This is a genomic window from Sphingopyxis sp. J-6 (assembly GCF_046603995.1).
GTDB lineage: Bacteria > Pseudomonadota > Alphaproteobacteria > Sphingomonadales > Sphingomonadaceae > Sphingopyxis.
On record NZ_CP145810.1, the window covers coordinates 3627028 to 3641985 of the forward strand.

At 66.1% G+C, this 14958-nt stretch carries 13 protein-coding genes and 1 tRNA gene; 5 read left to right on the forward strand and 9 right to left on the reverse strand.

Translation table 11 applies throughout. The annotated features are described in order from the left end of the window. Window positions 1-5: 5 nt before the first annotated feature. Together nhaA and V6U71_RS17315 are read left to right on the forward strand one after the other, a co-directional pair. Window positions 6-1292 carry a Na+/H+ antiporter NhaA gene (nhaA, locus tag V6U71_RS17310; protein ID WP_411339597.1) on the forward strand — a complete coding sequence of 429 codons (1287 nt, stop codon included), beginning with the start codon at window positions 6-8 and terminating at the stop codon, window positions 1290-1292. Further along, window positions 1289-2878: a hypothetical protein gene (locus V6U71_RS17315; protein ID WP_411339598.1), complete on the forward strand. Its 1590-nt coding sequence runs from the start codon at window positions 1289-1291 to the stop codon at window positions 2876-2878. Before nhaA ends, V6U71_RS17315 begins: the two co-directional genes overlap by 4 nt. Here the strand turns inward: V6U71_RS17315 and V6U71_RS17320 are convergent. Together V6U71_RS17320 and V6U71_RS17325 are read right to left on the reverse strand one after the other, a co-directional pair. Beyond that, window positions 2875-3882 carry a zinc-dependent alcohol dehydrogenase family protein gene (locus tag V6U71_RS17320; RefSeq protein ID WP_411339599.1) on the reverse strand — a complete coding sequence of 336 codons (1008 nt, stop codon included), beginning with the start codon at window positions 3880-3882 and terminating at the stop codon, window positions 2875-2877. The genes V6U71_RS17315 and V6U71_RS17320 overlap by 4 nt on opposite strands. Then, window positions 3882-5621, reverse strand: coding sequence for an N-acyl-D-amino-acid deacylase family protein (locus V6U71_RS17325; RefSeq protein WP_411339600.1), 1740 nt, complete (start codon window positions 5619-5621; stop codon window positions 3882-3884). The genes V6U71_RS17320 and V6U71_RS17325 overlap by 1 nt, the downstream gene beginning before the upstream one ends. A gap of 126 nt (window positions 5622-5747) precedes the next feature. Here V6U71_RS17325 and V6U71_RS17330 point away from each other — a divergent pair, with 126 nt between their 5' ends. Genes V6U71_RS17330 through V6U71_RS17340 form a run of 3 tightly spaced genes read left to right on the forward strand, consistent with a single transcriptional unit; the run spans window position 5748 to window position 7150 of the window. Then, the gene (locus V6U71_RS17330) at window positions 5748-6494 is read left to right on the forward strand and encodes a class I SAM-dependent methyltransferase (protein WP_411339601.1); all 747 of its coding nucleotides are present in this window, start codon (window positions 5748-5750) and stop codon (window positions 6492-6494) included. Between the two features lie 2 nt (window positions 6495-6496). Next, on the forward strand, window positions 6497-6808 hold the full coding sequence (locus V6U71_RS17335; protein WP_054731296.1) for an alkylphosphonate utilization protein: 312 nt from the start codon (window positions 6497-6499) through the stop codon (window positions 6806-6808). Window positions 6809-6820: 12 nt separating this feature from the next. Continuing rightward, window positions 6821-7150, forward strand: coding sequence for an SMR family transporter (locus tag V6U71_RS17340; RefSeq protein ID WP_411339602.1), 330 nt, complete (start codon window positions 6821-6823; stop codon window positions 7148-7150). Window positions 7151-7169: 19 nt separating this feature from the next. On the opposite strand, the gene V6U71_RS17345 is transcribed toward V6U71_RS17340, so the two are convergent. The 7 genes from V6U71_RS17345 to V6U71_RS17375 all read right to left on the reverse strand — a co-directional run bounded on the left by V6U71_RS17345 (window position 7170) and on the right by V6U71_RS17375 (window position 14921). After that, window positions 7170-8459, reverse strand: coding sequence for an acyl-CoA dehydrogenase family protein (locus V6U71_RS17345; RefSeq protein ID WP_411339603.1), 1290 nt, complete (start codon window positions 8457-8459; stop codon window positions 7170-7172). 16 nt (window positions 8460-8475) lie between these two features. Beyond that, a complete protein-coding gene (locus V6U71_RS17350; RefSeq protein ID WP_411339604.1) occupies window positions 8476-9825 on the reverse strand; it encodes a phosphotransferase family protein in 1350 nt (449 codons plus the stop codon). A 70-nt stretch (window positions 9826-9895) separates the two neighbouring features. Further along, complete coding sequence (locus tag V6U71_RS17355) at window positions 9896-10678, reverse strand: enoyl-CoA hydratase (RefSeq protein ID WP_411339605.1); 783 nt, start codon at window positions 10676-10678, stop codon at window positions 9896-9898. Between the two features lie 76 nt (window positions 10679-10754). Beyond that, entirely contained in the window at window positions 10755-11900 is a 1146-nt protein-coding gene (locus tag V6U71_RS17360; protein WP_411339606.1) for a slipin family protein, read from the reverse strand. A gap of 424 nt (window positions 11901-12324) precedes the next feature. Further along, a tRNA-Cys gene (locus V6U71_RS17365) sits at window positions 12325-12400 on the reverse strand. A 192-nt stretch (window positions 12401-12592) separates the two neighbouring features. Continuing rightward, window positions 12593-13585, reverse strand: coding sequence for a cupin-like domain-containing protein (locus tag V6U71_RS17370; RefSeq protein WP_411339607.1), 993 nt, complete (start codon window positions 13583-13585; stop codon window positions 12593-12595). A 55-nt stretch (window positions 13586-13640) separates the two neighbouring features. Beyond that, window positions 13641-14921, reverse strand: a complete 1281-nt coding sequence (locus V6U71_RS17375; RefSeq protein ID WP_411339608.1) for a serine hydrolase domain-containing protein — start codon at window positions 14919-14921, stop codon at window positions 13641-13643. Between the last annotated feature and the right edge of the window lie 37 nt (window positions 14922-14958).

The window sequence follows — 14958 nt, forward strand, 5'->3', positions numbered from 1 at the left end:
CCGTTATGCCCAGCAAATCCGCCCCCCGCTCCGCCTTGCGTGATTTTCTCGAAAGCGAGAGCGCCGGCGGCATGTTGCTGATTTTTGCAGCCATATTGGCGATGATTGTCGCCAACTCGGCTTTCGGCGAAACTTATCTCCATGTCATCCATGCGGTGACGGGGCCGGTGCTCACCGACAAGCTTGGCCCGATGACCGTCCATCTCTGGATCAACGACGGGTTGATGGCGGTCTTCTTCCTGCTCGTCGGGTTGGAGATCAAGCGCGAGTTCGTCGACGGGCGGCTGGCGAGCTGGGATCGGCGGCGCCTCCCCTTCATCGCCGCTGCCGCAGGGATGGCGGTGCCCGCCGCGCTTTATATGCTCTTCGCAGGGGGAACGCCGGGGCTCGCGCAAGGCTGGGCGATTCCGGCCGCCACCGATATCGCCTTTGCCATCGGCGTGCTGGCGTTGCTCGGCAAGCGCGCGCCGACGTCGCTGAAGCTGTTCCTCGTCACCGTCGCCATCGTCGATGACATGGGCGCGGTCGCGATCATCGCGCTGTTCTACACCGCCAAGATCAATGTCGTGGCGCTCGCCGCGGCGGCCGCAATCGTCGGCGCGATGTTCGCCTGCAATCGCCTCGGCGTTCGCAGCCTGATCGTCTATCTGCTGATGTTCGTCCTGCTCTGGTACGCGATGCTCCTGTCGGGAGTGCACGCGACGATCGCCGGCGTGCTCGCGGCGATGGCCATTCCTTTCGATCGGACGCCGGGCGCCCCCGACAGTGCGACCTCGCCGCTCCACCGGCTCGAACATGGGTTGCATCCATGGGTGGCCTTCGCGATCGTGCCGCTGTTCGGCTTTGCCAATGCCGGGGTCGACATGAGCGGGCTCACCGTCGATCAGATCTTCGCGCCGCTGCCCCTCGGCATCGCCGCGGGGCTGTTCCTCGGCAAGCAGATCGGTATTTTCGGCAGCGTCTGGCTGTCGGTCAAATTCGGCATCGCGGGCAAATTGCGCGGCGCGACCTGGCCGCAAATCTATGGCGTTTCGCTGCTCTGCGGCATCGGCTTCACGATGAGCCTGTTCATCGGCGGGCTCGCCTTCCCGGGCGACGCGACGCTGGTCGAGGAAGCCAAGATCGGCATATTGATGGGATCGCTGGTCGCAGCGCTGGCCGGTTTCGCGGTGCTGCGCTTCACCCCGCTCCATCCCGAGCATGACCGGATCGAAACCGAATCCGACGCCGAAATCGCAAGCGACGGCGACGTTAACGACACATGCGAACCCGAAGGGAGAGCGAACGCATGACATCCCGCTGGCGAAAGGCGATGGCGCTGTCGTTGACCGCCGCCGTCACTCTCTCGGGCTGCTATTCGCTCGACCCCGAGATGAAGCGCACGGTCGCGCAGCGCAAGGCGCAGCAGCGCGCGGCGCAGGGTAGCACGCAACCGGCCCCGCCCGCCGCAACGCCGGCTGCGCCGTCCGGCGAAGCGCCCGCGCTGACCACGCGGGCGGCGAAGGATATTCCGACAATCGACGTCCGGCGGCTCGAAGTCGTTTCGGGCGCCAGGCAGCTACCGGCGCCCGGCCCCGCACCCGCGCTTCCTGCGCCGACCGCCGACTGGCCCGCCCCGGCAAGCCCCGCCGATCCCGCCGCCGCGATGTTCGCGACGCAGACGATCGACGCGGTCGCGACCGCCTATGTGCTGCTCAGCCTCGAGATCGGCACGCACGAAAAGGGTTATATCGACGCCTATTACGGCCCGCCCAGCCTGCTCGACGCGGCGATCGCCTCGCCGCGCGACAAGGCGGCATTGCTCGCGGCGGCGCGGCAGTTGATGGCCAAGCTCGACGGCATCGCCCCCGACCTGTCGGACCCGATCGAGAAGCGGCGCAGCGCCTTCCTCCGCGCCCAGCTTCGCGCCGCCGAAACGCGGCTGATGATGATGGACGGCACGCGCTTTCCCTTTGCCGAAGAGGCCGAGCGGCTGTTCGGGGTGCGCCCCGACCTCAAGCCGCTGGCGAGTTACGACGTGCAGCTCGCGGCGATCGACGCGCTGGTGCCGGGACCCGGCGACCTCGCAACCCGCGTCGAGGCCTATCTCGATCGCTTCACCATCCCCAAGGAGCGGCTGCAAAAGGTATTCGACGCCGCGATCGCCCGCTGTCGCGGCCGCACCGCCACGCATGTCGCGATGCCCGAGGGCGAAAGCTTCGACCTGCAGTTCGTCACCGGCAAAAGCTGGAGCGGCTATAATTATTACCAGGGCGGCTACCACAGTATCATCCAGGTCAACACCGACCTGCCGATCCGCCTGTCGCGCGCGCTCGACCTCGGTTGCCACGAAGGCTATCCCGGCCATCATCTGCTCAACATGAAGATCGAGGAGCAGTTGGTGAAGGGCCGCGGCTGGGCCGAGTATAGCGTCTATCCGCTCTATAGCCCGCAAAGCCTGATCGCCGAGGGCACCGCCAATTACGGCATCGACCTTGCCTTCCCCGACCGCACCCGCCCCGATACCGAGCGCGACGTGCTGATGCCGCTGGCCGAGATCGCGCCGCCGAGCGACGACCGTTACTGGCAGCTTCTCGATGCGATGAAGCTGTTGCAGGGGGCGCGGCTGACCATCGCGCAGCAATATCTCGACGGCCAGATCGACCGGCCGACCGCGCTCGCGCTGACGCAGAAATATCTGCTTTTCTCGCCCCAGCGCGCCGAACAGTCGGTCACCTTCACCGACCAGTATCGCAGCTATGTGATCAACTATGGCATTGGCGAGGAGATGGTGCGCGCCTTCATCGAGCGCGGCTCTCCCGACCGCGACGAAATCTGGCGGCGCATGGCGCTGATCCTCGGCGAACCGACGCTGCCGGCGGACCTCCTCGCCCCTTAAATATCGACGATGATCTTGCCGAAATGGGCGTTCGACGCCTGATGGCGAAAGGCATCGGAAAGATTTTCGAGCGGGAAATGCTGGTCGAGGACCGGTTTGATCCCGTTCGCCTCGATCCCGGCGATCATCGCGAGTTGCTGCGCCCGGCTCCCGACGGTCAGTCCCTGCACGCGCAGATTCTTGTGCATGAGCAGCGCGGTCTGCACCGGACCCGCGATTCCCGCGAGCACGCCAATCAGCGCGACATGACCGCCGACACGCGTCGCGACCATCGACTGGTCCAGCGTGCCGGCACCGCCGATTTCGACGACCGTATCGACCCCTCGCCCGCCGGTCAGTTCGAGCGCCTTCGCGCCCCATGCCGGGACATCCTTGTAATTGATCAGCTCATCGGCGCCGAGCGCCTTCAGCCGTTCGAGTTTCGCGTCGGACGAGCTTGTCGCGATCACGCGCGCCCCTGCCGCTTTTGCAAATTGCAGCGCGAACACCGAGACGCCGCCGCTGCCTTGCACGAGCACCGTCGAACCCGGCTGCGTGACGCCATCGACGAACAGCGCCCGCCACGCGGTCAGCCCGGCGCAGGTCAGTGTCGCCGCTTCGGCAGCCGAATAACTCTTTGGCGCATGCGTGAACCAATGCTGCGGCGTCACCACCAGCTCGCGTGCATAGCCGTCGATGCTGTCGCCCGGGACCTGCGTGAAAGCATGCTGCGGCGGCGCGCCATCGTCCCAGAAGGGGAAGAAGAGCGATACGACCGCGTCGCCGACGCGAAAGTCGCTGACGCCCTCACCCACCGCCTCGACCGTCCCCGCGCCGTCGGACATCGGGATGCGGCCGTCGATGGCGGGGATCATCCCCGCGACGACGGCGAAGTCATGGAAATTGAGCGACGAGGCCGCCAGCCGCACCCGAATCTCCCCCGGCCCGGGATCGCCGGGGTCGGCGAGATCGGCCGGAACGAGATTGTCGAGGGAGGCCGGTGCGCGCAGCCGGACGGCGCGCACTATTCCGCCGCCATTGCCATTTCGACGCGCTGCGGGCCGCGGATCACGCCGCCCGGGGTCGGTCCCTGCATCGCGCCGTCACGGAAGGTCACCACCCCCGACTTCACCGTCGCGACATAGCCGTCGGCCTTTTGCAGCAGGCGCTTGCCGCCCGCCGGCAGGTCGAAGGCGAGCCAGGGCTTGCCGAGCTTGATCGCATCCATGTCGATGACGTTGAGGTCGGCGAGATAGCCCGGCGCCAGCACGCCGCGATCCTCGAGCCCGTAGAGCAGCGCCGTATCGCGGCACTGGCGCTGGATCGCATGTTCGAGCGCGATGCGCTTGCCCGCCCGGTCGCGCACCCAGTGCTGGAGCATGAAGGTCGGCGACGCGGCGTCGCAGATCGTCCCGCAATGCGCGCCGCCGTCGGACAGGCTGTTCACCGTATCGTTCGCGGCCTGCAGATCCTCGAGGAAGTTGAGATTGCCGTCGCGGTAGTTGAGGATCGGGAAATAGATGAAGCCCTTGCCGTCGTCCTTCATGAGGAGGTCGTAGGCATATTCGGCCGGCGAGACGCCCGCCGCCGCGGCGCGGCCGGCGATGCTTTCGTCCATCTTCGGCTCATAGTTGAAATCGGGGTCCATCTCGAAATGGACGGGCCAGCCCTCGGCGACGATCTTCAGGAAGTCGAGGATGTCGCTTTCGGGCCAGACATTCGCCTCTTCGACCATGCGCTTGCGGAACGCCGGGTCCTTCAGATGCGCAAGCTGCTGCGCCCACGGCAGGTCGATGATCTCGTTCCACGCCGGCTTGAAGCGGAACGGGTGCACCGTCCCCTGCCACGCCATGATCACGCCGTTGCCGCGGAGCGCGATCTGCGCGACGATGTTCGCGCCGGTGGCATTCTGCTGGCGCATCTCGGCAATCTGTTCTTCGAGCGGCAATTCCTTGGCGATCGACTGGAGCGCGGCGAAGGTTACCGGCAGCCCGGTTTCGCGGCTGAGATCGCCCATCCACTGGAACTCGTTCCACTCGCGCTTCATGTCGCTCGCCATTTCGAACACGCCGTAGCCGACACGGCCCATCGCACGGCCGATCGCGATCAGCTCCTCGGCGGTCGCGGTGGTGCCGGGGACGAGTTCGCCGTCGACCGATTTGTGGAGCACGGTGCGGCTGGTCGAGAAACCGAGCGCGCCTGCGCGCACCCCTTCCTCGACGATCCGCGACATCTCCGCGATGTCCGCGTCGGTCGGGATCGCGCCGGGCTTTTCACGATCGCCGAGCACATAGGCGCGCACCGCGCCGTGCGGGACGTGGCACGCGACGTCGACGGTGCGCGGCAGTTTTTCGAGCGCGTCCATATATTCGGGGAAGGTCTCCCAGTCCCACGACATGCCTTCGGCGAGCGCGGTGCCGGGGATATCCTCGACGCCTTCCATCAGCGAGATCAGCCAGTCGTGGCGGTCGGGCTTGGCGGGGGCGAAGCCGACGCCGCAATTGCCCATCACGACCGTGGTGACGCCGTGCCAGCTCGACGGCGCCATTTCGGCATCCCATGTCGCCTGCCCGTCATAATGGGTGTGGACGTCGACGAAGCCGGGGGTGACGATCTTGCCGCTGGCGTCGATCTCCTCGCGCCCGGCGCCGAGATTTTCGCCGACCGCGACGATACGGTCGCCATCGATCGCGACATCCGCCACGAACGGCTGGCCGCCCAACCCATCGACGACGGTGCCGCCGCGAATCACCAGATCATGCATGTCCGCTCTCCCGAATCTTTTGGTAAGATTTTTTCGTTTCGAGGTGAAACCTATCATGGATTCGCGAGATGCCAAGAGCCCTCGGGCCCGCTATGCTGGGGCAATCAAGCAACAGGAGTCACCGTCATGATCCGCTCGCTTACATGCGCCCTCTTCCTCGCGGTCTCCGCACCGTCGCTCGCCGCTGCGCCGCCGGCTACCCCCGACTATAGCCCCGCGCTCGCCGATCCGGCGCGTCCTGCCGCCGACCGCGAACGCGACACTGCGCGCAAACCCGCCGAACTCCTTGCCTTCGCGCAGGTAACGCCCGGCGAACAGGTCGGCGATTTCGTGATGGGCGGCGGTTATGTCACCCGCCTGCTCGCCGCCGCGGTCGGCCCGGCGGGGCGCGTCTATGCCTTCCAGCCCGCCGAGTTCATTGCCTTCAAGAAACAATATGGCGACGATCAGGCTGCGGTCGATGCCGCCTATGCCAATGTCGACGCGGTCGCCGGGCCGTTCGCGGCGCCCGCTTTTCCGGTGCCGCTCGACACGATCATCACGGTGCAGAATTTCCACGACCTGTATCTGAAGCCCTTTCCCGAAGGCACGGGCGACAAGGCGAGCGCAGCGCTGTTCGCGGCGCTCAAGCCCGGCGGGACGCTGATCGTCGTCGACCACAGCGCCGCCGACGGCACGGGAACGACGCTGTCCGACAGCCTGCACCGCATCGACAAGGCGGCGGTGGTTGCGGCGCTGACCAAGGCGGGCTTTACGCTCGACGCCGAGAGCGACCTTTACAAACACGCCGACGACCCGCGCACCGCGAATGTGTTCGACGCCGCGATCCGCGGCAAGACCGACCAGTTCGCGCTGCGGTTCCGGAAACCGTGACGATGACGAACGACGACGAGGATTATGTCTATGACGAGGCGAGCGGCGAATGGCTGTCCGCCGCCGATGCGCGCGAACGCGCCGCAGCCGCCGCGGCGGGGCCCGAGGTGCGCGACGCCGTGGGCAACCTGCTCGCCGACGGCGATTCGGTGGTGCTGGTCAAGGACCTGACCGTCAAGGGCGCCGGCCAGACGCTGAAGGTCGGCACGGTGATCAAATCGATCCGCCTTACCGGCGACGATCAGGAAATCGACTGCCGCCACGATGGCATCAAGGGGCTGGTGCTGCGCGCCGAATTCGTCCGCAAGCGCTAGAGGGGCTCGACCTTGCAATATCTCTATCTCGGCATCGCGATCGTCGCCGAAGTGATCGCGACCTCTTTCCTCAAGCAGTCGGACGGCTTTCGCCATATCGGCCCGACGCTGATCATGGCGGCGGGTTATGTCGTTGCCTTTTATTTCCTGTCGCTGGCGCTGCTCGATATTCCGACCGGGATCGCCTATGCGATCTGGTCCGGCGTCGGGATCGTGCTGATCGCGACCGTCGCGTGGGTGTTTCAGGGTCAGCGCCTCGACGCGCCCGCGATGATCGGCATGGCGCTGATCGTCGCGGGCGTCGCGGTGATGAACATCTGGTCGAAGACGGCCGCCCACTGACGGGCGGCCGCTTCAATCCTCAGGAAAACAGGGCCTTGCGCGGCCCCAGATAGCCAAACAGATAGGCGCCGACCTTGCGCATCTGGATTTCCTCGGCGCCCTCGGTGATCCGGTAGCGGCGGTGGTGGCGGTAGATGTGCTCGAATGGCTTATGGCGTGAATAGCCGATACCGCCGTGCACCTGCATCGCGCGGTCGGCTGCTTCGCAGCAGAGGCGGTTCGCCCAATAGTTGCACATGCTGACGCGGTCGGAGAGGCGATGTTCGACCTCCTTGTGCGGCATATTGTCCATTTCCCATGCGGTCTTGCGGATCAGCAGGCGCAGCATCTCGGCCTGCGTCGCGAGCTCGACGAGCGGGAACTGGATCGCCTGGTTCTTCGCCAGCGCTTCGCCGAACGGCTTGCGTGTCCGGGCATATTTCACGCTTTCCTCGATGCAGAAGACCGCGGCGCCGAGCGAGCTCGCGGCCTGTCGGATGCGGTTCTGGTGAACGAAGCTCTGCGCGATCGACAGGCCGCCGTCGACCGGACCCAGCCGCGCGCTATCCGGCACCCAGACGTCGGTGAAGGTCATGCGTGGATGGTCGGTCGGCATGTTGAAGGTCCACATATATTCGTCGACCGTCATCCCCGGCGTGCCCGTCGGCACAAGCAGGCAGGAAATGCCCTTGGCATCGCCGTCGTTGCCGCTGGTGCGACAGAAGGTTGCGCAGTGGCTCGCCACATGCATGCCGGTGATCCACATCTTGCGGCCGTTGATCAGCCAGCCATCGACGCCGTCGCGCGTTTCGCGCACCGCACGCGTTTCCATGTGGGTGGCATCCGATCCATGATCGGGTTCGGTCAGGCCGAACGCCGTCCGCCGCTTGCCCTCGAACCCGCCGAGGATGAATTCCTGCTTCTGCTCCTCGCTCGTCGCGAATTGTTCGAACATCTCGACGAAGGGGAAATTGCCGACGATGCTGTGCTCGTTCTGCAGGTCGTTATGGAGACCGAGGCCCTTGGCGGCGAAATGCTCGCGGATCACCGCCATCCACAGGTTCGACCCGTCCTTGCCGCCATATTTCTTCGGCGCCGAAAAACGCCAGTGGCCTGCGGCATCGGCCTTACGGGTCGCCTGTTTGAGCAATTCCTCCCAGTCGTGGCGCGGCAGCCCCTGATTGTCCCAGTCGGTGCGGCTGTGCTCGCGGCGATGGTCGAAGAAGCGGATATTGTCGTCGGCCAGCTCGAGCGGCTTGATCTCCGCCGCGATGAACGCATCGAGTTCGTCCAGATACGCCTGCAGGTCGGCGGGCATCGCAAAATCCATGTCTCTCTCCCTTATTCTATTCCCGTCCGCCCCAGAGCGACCGCGCGCGCGCCAGCGCGGCATATTTGGGGCTGTCGACGGCGAGTTTGTCGAGCGCGGCGCGGCGCAGCGCCGCGAGCAAGCCGGGCTCGGCGAGCGTCCGGGCGCCCGCCAGCAGCGCGCCGGCCAGCGCGGCCTCTTCGGCGCGCACCCCGGCATCGAGGTCGCGCATCACGATGCCCAGCGCGTTCATCGCCACCGCGACCTCGAATTTGTCATGGCCTTCGGCCCTGGGCTTGATCGCCTGTTCGAGCCAGTCGCGCACCGCCTGCACCATTTCGCGATTGACCGGTTCGCCCACCGGTCCGGGTGCGGCGGGTGGCGACGCGGGAAGCGCGCGAAGGCGTTCGGCTTCGGGTGCTTCGGCTTCGAGCAGCAGCAGCAGGTCGAGTTCCTGCTCGGCGGTGCGGCGCCCGACGACGACACGCTCGACCGTCGTGTCGGCGCCGCTGCGCCACGCCTGTCCCATCTGCAGGCAACCGAGCGCCCACCACAGGGTGCGATAGACGAGCCAGAAATGAAAGCGGTCGCGATCGACCGGCGCTCCGCCCGCCGCCTCATAGGCGGCGAAAAAATCGTCGAGCCCGCCGACGCCGAACGCCGGCTTGTCGAGGCGGCCGAAGCGCCACACGGTCATGCAGCCATAGGCGAGGTCCTCATGCGCGTCGCCCAGATGCGCGAGTTCCCAGTCGAGCACGACCGCAAGGCCGCCCGTCTCTTCGGCCACATCGACCATGATATTGCCCATGCGATAGTCGCCGTGGACAAGCACGGGATCCGCCGGCACTGGCAGATGATCCTCGCACCATTTGATCGCGAGCGCGATCATCGGCCGGTCGCCGCCATAGGCCATGAACCGCGCCTTAAGCTCGGCGAGTGCGGCGGCGGTGTCCATCGTCGGGATCGCGGCGGGGATCGTCGCGCGCGGCAGCGCGTGCGTCCGCGCCAGTTCGCGCGCGAGGTCGGCGAGCAGCGACGGCGGCGGGGCCGCCAATATCTTCGCCGGCGCGACTTCGGCGACGACGCGGTGCATGACATAGCCGGTGCCCATGCCGTCGCCGTCGCCCAGCACGCCGACGACCTCGGGCGCCCGTACGCCGCCGGCATGCGCCGCCATCACCAGCGCCGCCTCGTCGGCGTGGCCATAGGGGCGCCCCTCCATATATTCGGCCGAGGGCGCGCGGCGCAGGACATAGCCCTTGCCGGCCCAATCGAATGCCCAGCTTTCCATATTGGCGCCGCCCGACAGGCGCATGAGCCGATCGAGGCGGCCGGGGCCGGCGACGCGAGTCATGAAGGCGGAGAGTGATGCACCGAGATCGTTCATTACTTAACCTTGCTAAGTATTTTTGCGGACCGCAAGCTGCAATCGCAACTGCCCCACGACGAGGGCCGGATCAGCCGGCGTGCGTTCGTCCGCGCTCCATCACGGCTTGCCGCCGCATTTCGACCTCCTCGGCGCGGACGCTGCGGTTCGCCGCCGAAGAGCGTTTATGTTCGAGCGCCATGGCATCGCCGAACGGCAGCGCATGGCCATCGTCGATCAGCTTTTTGTAAGCGCGCACCATCGCCGGATCGGCGCTGGCGATATCGCGGGCTAGCGCCTGCGCCGCGGGCAGCAGCTCGCCCGGTGCGACGACGCGATTGACCAAGCCCCAGTCGCGCGCCGTCCCGGCGTCGAGGAAATTGCCGGTCAGCGACAGTTCCTTGGCGCGGCCGATACCGATCAGCCGCGACAATTTCTGCGACAGCCCCCAGCCGGGCATCACGCCGACGCGGGCGTGGGTGTCGGCAAAACGCGCGTCGGTCGATGCGATCAATATGTCGCACGCCAGCGCGACCTCGAACCCGCCGGTGATCGCGACCCCGTTGATCGCACCGATCACCGGTTGCGGGCAGAGTTCGATTGCTTTCACCGGATTTTCGTCGGCGCCGGTGGCATTGGCGGCGCCGAGGTTGCTCGTATCCGCGCCGAGTTCCTTGAGGTCCAGCCCAGCGGTGAAAGCGCGGGTGCCGGCACCGGTCAGCACGATCGCGCGGACGCTGTCGTCGGCGGCGAGCGTCCGCATCGTGCCGGCAAGCTCGGCACGGAGCGCACGCGACAAGGCGTTCATCGCGTCGGGACGGTTGAGGGTGACGGTGGCGACGGCATCGTCGCGCGTGACGAGAACAAGGGTCATGCCGCCTTGTTGCCTGCGGCGCCGCAAAAGAAAAGGGGCCGGCGTTCACCGGCCCCTTCCCATTTTCGCGCGAAGATCAGTCGCGCAGGCGCACCAGATCGTTGAGCAGCCCTTCGGTGCCGTTGGTCACCGTCAGCCGCTCGACCTTGCCCGCGATGCTTTCCAGCGCCTCGAGCTCCTTCAGGCGGAGCATGACCGGGTTTTCGGCCATGACCTTCGCCGTGTTGAGCAGCGAGCGCGTGGCGTTCGTCTCCTCACGCCGGCGGATGACATTCGCCTCCGCCTCCTTCTGCACCGCGACCACCTGGTTCAGGATCTCGCGCATCTCGCCCGGCAGGATCACGTCCTTGAGCGCGATGTCCGAAACCTCGACCCCGATCAGCGCCATGTCGGCCCGGACCTTGTCCGCCGCCCCGGCGTCGACCGACACCTTGTTTTCAAGGATCTGGTCGAGCGTCAGCGCGCCGAGCGTCTTGCGGAAGGCAAGCTGCAGCGCCCGGTAGAGCGCGTCGGCGAAATCCTTCACGCTCGTCACCGCGAGCAGCGGATCGGCAACGCGGTATTCCGCGCTGATGTTGATCCGCAGCGTCACGCGGTCGCGGGTCAGCATTTCCTGCCCGGTGACGTCGAGCGACTGGCGGGTCAGGTCGACCAGCTTGACGCCGATCTTCCGCCCCGGGTTCCAGTAACCGTAGACGCCCGGTTCGAGCCGGTCGGTCATGCGGCCGTCGATGCTGACGAGCGCGGTCTTGCCCTCGCCGACCTCGACCACCGTCACGAACTGCATCCGGTCCGTCTTCTGCAGACGCTGGAGCAGCTTCGGTTCGACCCGTACATTATCGACGATGTCGACGAGGCTCGCCTTCCACGGGCCCGCGTCGCTCCACACGATCAGCTTGGCGTCCGGACCGAGAATGGTGTTGATGATTCCATCGCGTTCGATGACAGCAATCTCGTTCTCGGCCGTACGGACCACCGTCAGATGCGTCGCCACATCCACCGGCAGCTTGTCGAGCACCGCCTGTTCATAGGCCGATGCGAACATCATCCGCGCGAGCGGCTGACGTTCGATGCGCAGCGAACCGTCGCGGTTCTTCAGCACATGTTCGCCGGCACCCAGGATGCCGCGGACCTCGCCCTTGTAGAGCCAGACCGCCCGTTCGGTTTCATCGATGAGCACGCGCTTGCGGCCCATCAGGCTATCGATCAGTTGCTTCATCATCTCATTCACCATTCTTAATCCGCGTCACGTCACGCCGATTTCCTTTCTTGCTTGCGGTTGCTCATTCCCCGTCAGCCCAAAGGGTCCGGGGACCGGCGGCATGGCGGCGGGCGGACAAGACGCGAGCGGGCTTTGCAGCGCGCGGCACGGGGGCGAACCGTTCGAAAACGGCGCGTCCCGGTCCCGGCGCAGCGCAGCCATCACCGCCTGTCGAGCCTTCCGGCATGGCGTCCGGACGAAGCCGTCCCGTTTACCGCCCAAAGGCGGCGAACAGGCGCGGCGCCCTTTCGCAAGCCGATCCCCGAAGCCCCAAGTTAAGGACCAGAACCTAAATCTGGCGGTCTTTGAAGGACCGTGTGGAGAGGGAGTCGAACCCTCGACACCTAGATTACAAGTCTAGTGCTCTACCCGCTGAGCTATCCATTGGGTCTTTTGACGGGAATTGAACCCGCGACCTCCGGTCTTGCGGACCGGCGCTCTCACCACTGAGCTACAAAAGTCGTCCAACCGACCAAACGTGGCGGCATCCGTACAGCGAACCGGCAGCGCCGGTCGATGCGGGCGGGCTTCGCGAAACCCCGATCCGTCGATGTCCGCCCCGCCGACTGGCCGGGGGACGGCGCCGTTAGGCTCGCCCGAAATAGAGTGCAAGTAAAAAATCGCACATAAGGAATATTTTATATCGGGATCAACTAGAGCTCACCCCAGGACCGATAGTCTTCGACATGCGCATTGGGCCTGCGAAAGCTGGTAAAACTCATGCTGGCTGACAGGTCTAGCGCTTCGACCTGATGCCACCATCCGACCGGCAAAAATACGGCTTCGCCGGGCTGGATGACTGTTTCGAGTATCGGCGGCACAGCCGAATCGCCGTTACCCGCTGGCAGCGCTTCATTGCCCCAGTCGGAGAAGCAATGGCGGCTGTTGCGCATGCGCGCATATGCCCATGGCGGCGCCATCCGCACGCGCTTGCGGCCGATGACCTGGACGAGCAGATTGTTGGTGAGATCGTGGTGCCAAGGGGTGAGCGTTCCCTTCGGCCCCAGCCAGAAAAAGCCGTCGCGCGCGCGGGTGCCGTCGAGCAACGCGATCGGCGCCATATCGTCCCAGAGCGGCGCGAGCGCCGCGGCATTGGTGCCGCTGTTATAGGCGGTGAGATAGATGTCGTTGCTCGCCTCGTCGCTGCGCAGCCAGTCGATCAGCTCGCCAAACCGCACGAGGCGGCGGTGGTCGTCCTTCGCGAGTTCATAATCGGGGTCGCGTTCGCGTTCGACCTGCGCCTCGACGACCGCGTCGCCCGCGACCGCCGCGAAATGATCGAGCGACCAGCGCGCGAGCGCGGGCCAATGATCGACGAGGCCGGCGAGCTTTGCGGGCCGGTTCGCCTCGTAATAATGGCGGTAGAAATGATCGGGCGCAGGCGCATCGAGCATATCGAGCATGAAGCCGCCGTCGGCCTCGCGCGCGAGCCGCTCCTGATTGGCGAGCAGCCAGCCCTGCTTCGCCATCCGCGCGGCCTGCCGCCGCAGCATCGCGGCCATCGGGTCCTTCGCCAGCCGGTCGATCTCATACTTCGCCGCGGCCGCCGACACGCCCGCCGCCGCCAGCCGGGCATGGAGCGCAGCATCGTCCTCGCCGGCCGCGAGGCCTTCGGCGAGCAGGGTGCGTTTATCGGGCTGGGGCATCGAACACTCCTCGGCTGCGCTCAAAGAATATTGCGATGACAAAAGGATGACAATGCTAGTCGCCCGCCGGTCCTTTATAGTCCACCCCATAGACCGCCGCGCGAAAGTCGCGGTGCAGCGTGCCGTCATAGGGAATGGTCTGGACGAAGAAGACCGCTGTCAGCCGGTTTGCAGGATCGACCCAGAACAGCGTCGACGCCATGCCGTCCCAGAAAAATTCGCCGGTCGCGCCGCGATTTTCCTGCGGCGTTTGCGGCGATCCCTTGCGAACCGCGACATCGAAGCCGAAGCCGACGGTGCCTTTTCCGGGCAGCCAGGCGCGTTCGGCGATCGCGGGATCGAGCTGGTCGGTCGCCATCAACCGCACCGTCGATGGTTTCAGGATGCGGGCGCCATCGAGCGCGCCTTCGTTCAGCAACATGCGCGCGAAACGCTGATAATCGTCGAGCGTCGAGGCGAGGCCGAAACCGCCAGGAGTCAGCGCGTGATCGGCGAAGTTCAGCGTCCGCGCCGTTGCCGCGTCCTGCTGGACGAGCTTGCCGTCCTTTTTCACGTTCATCGCCGCGAAGCGCGGCAGCCGGTCGTCGGGCTGGCGCCATGCCGTCTCGGTCATCTTCAGCGGCGCGAAGATATGCGCGTTCACATAGGCGGCGAAGGGCTCGCCCGACAGTTTCTCGACCAGCGCCGCCTGCACATCGACCGCGGCGCTATATTCCCACCGCGTTCCCGGATGGAACAAGAGCGGTACGGTCGCGAGCCGGCGGCTTGCGTCGGCGAGCGGGATACCGAGCGCGAGCGGATCGGCGGCGACATAGGCGGTGTGGACCGGGGTCGGCCCCGCGCCATAGGCAAAGCCCGCGGTGTGGCGCAGGATATCGCGGACGGTGATCGGCCGTTCGGCGGCTACGTAGCGCGGCTGGCCCGTCGCATCGACCCCGGCATAGACGCGCATGTCGGCGTATTCGGGCAGGTAGCGGGCCAGCGGATCGTCGAGCCGGAACTTGCCCTGTTCCCAGAGCTGCATCAGCGCGACCCCGGTCACCGGCTTGGTCATCGAATAAATTTGCGCGATCGTATCGCGGCGCATCGGCCGCTTCGCCTCGCGGTCGGCCATGCCCGCCGCGCCGAAATAAACCTCGCGCCCGTCCTGCCAGATCAGCGCCGAGGTCCCCGCGGCGCGGCCATCGGCGATCATCGCAGCGAGCGCGGCATCGATCCGCGCCTTGTCGATCGTCACCGTTTCCGCCGGGGCGGTTTGAGCCTGCACCGCCGGAATCAACGCGGTGAACAGGGCGCTCGCCGCAACTATCGCCAGTGCCATTCGCCTGCCGCGCATGTCATCCCTCCCCGTCCCGGCGGTTCGCCGTGGTTCG

Bases quoted from the DNA above. Each gene is read 5' to 3' on its own strand.
- V6U71_RS17350 (WP_411339604.1), bottom strand. From the start codon at position 9,825: ATGAACGATCTCGGTGCATCACTCTCCGCCTTCATGACTCGCGTCGCC.
- V6U71_RS17355 (WP_411339605.1), bottom strand. From the start codon at position 10,678: ATGACCCTTGTTCTCGTCACGCGCGACGATGCCGTCGCCACCGTCACC.
- V6U71_RS17330 (WP_411339601.1), top strand. From the start codon at position 5,748: ATGATCCGCTCGCTTACATGCGCCCTCTTCCTCGCGGTCTCCGCACCG.
- V6U71_RS17370 (WP_411339607.1), bottom strand. From the start codon at position 13,585: ATGCCCCAGCCCGATAAACGCACCCTGCTCGCCGAAGGCCTCGCGGCC.
- V6U71_RS17375 (WP_411339608.1), bottom strand. From the start codon at position 14,921: ATGCGCGGCAGGCGAATGGCACTGGCGATAGTTGCGGCGAGCGCCCTG.
- V6U71_RS17345 (WP_411339603.1), bottom strand. From the start codon at position 8,459: ATGGATTTTGCGATGCCCGCCGACCTGCAGGCGTATCTGGACGAACTC.
- V6U71_RS17335 (WP_054731296.1), top strand. From the start codon at position 6,497: ATGACGAACGACGACGAGGATTATGTCTATGACGAGGCGAGCGGCGAA.
- V6U71_RS17325 (WP_411339600.1), bottom strand. From the start codon at position 5,621: ATGCATGATCTGGTGATTCGCGGCGGCACCGTCGTCGATGGGTTGGGC.
- V6U71_RS17360 (WP_411339606.1), bottom strand. From the start codon at position 11,900: ATGATGAAGCAACTGATCGATAGCCTGATGGGCCGCAAGCGCGTGCTC.
- nhaA (WP_411339597.1), top strand. From the start codon at position 6: ATGCCCAGCAAATCCGCCCCCCGCTCCGCCTTGCGTGATTTTCTCGAA.
- V6U71_RS17315 (WP_411339598.1), top strand. From the start codon at position 1,289: ATGACATCCCGCTGGCGAAAGGCGATGGCGCTGTCGTTGACCGCCGCC.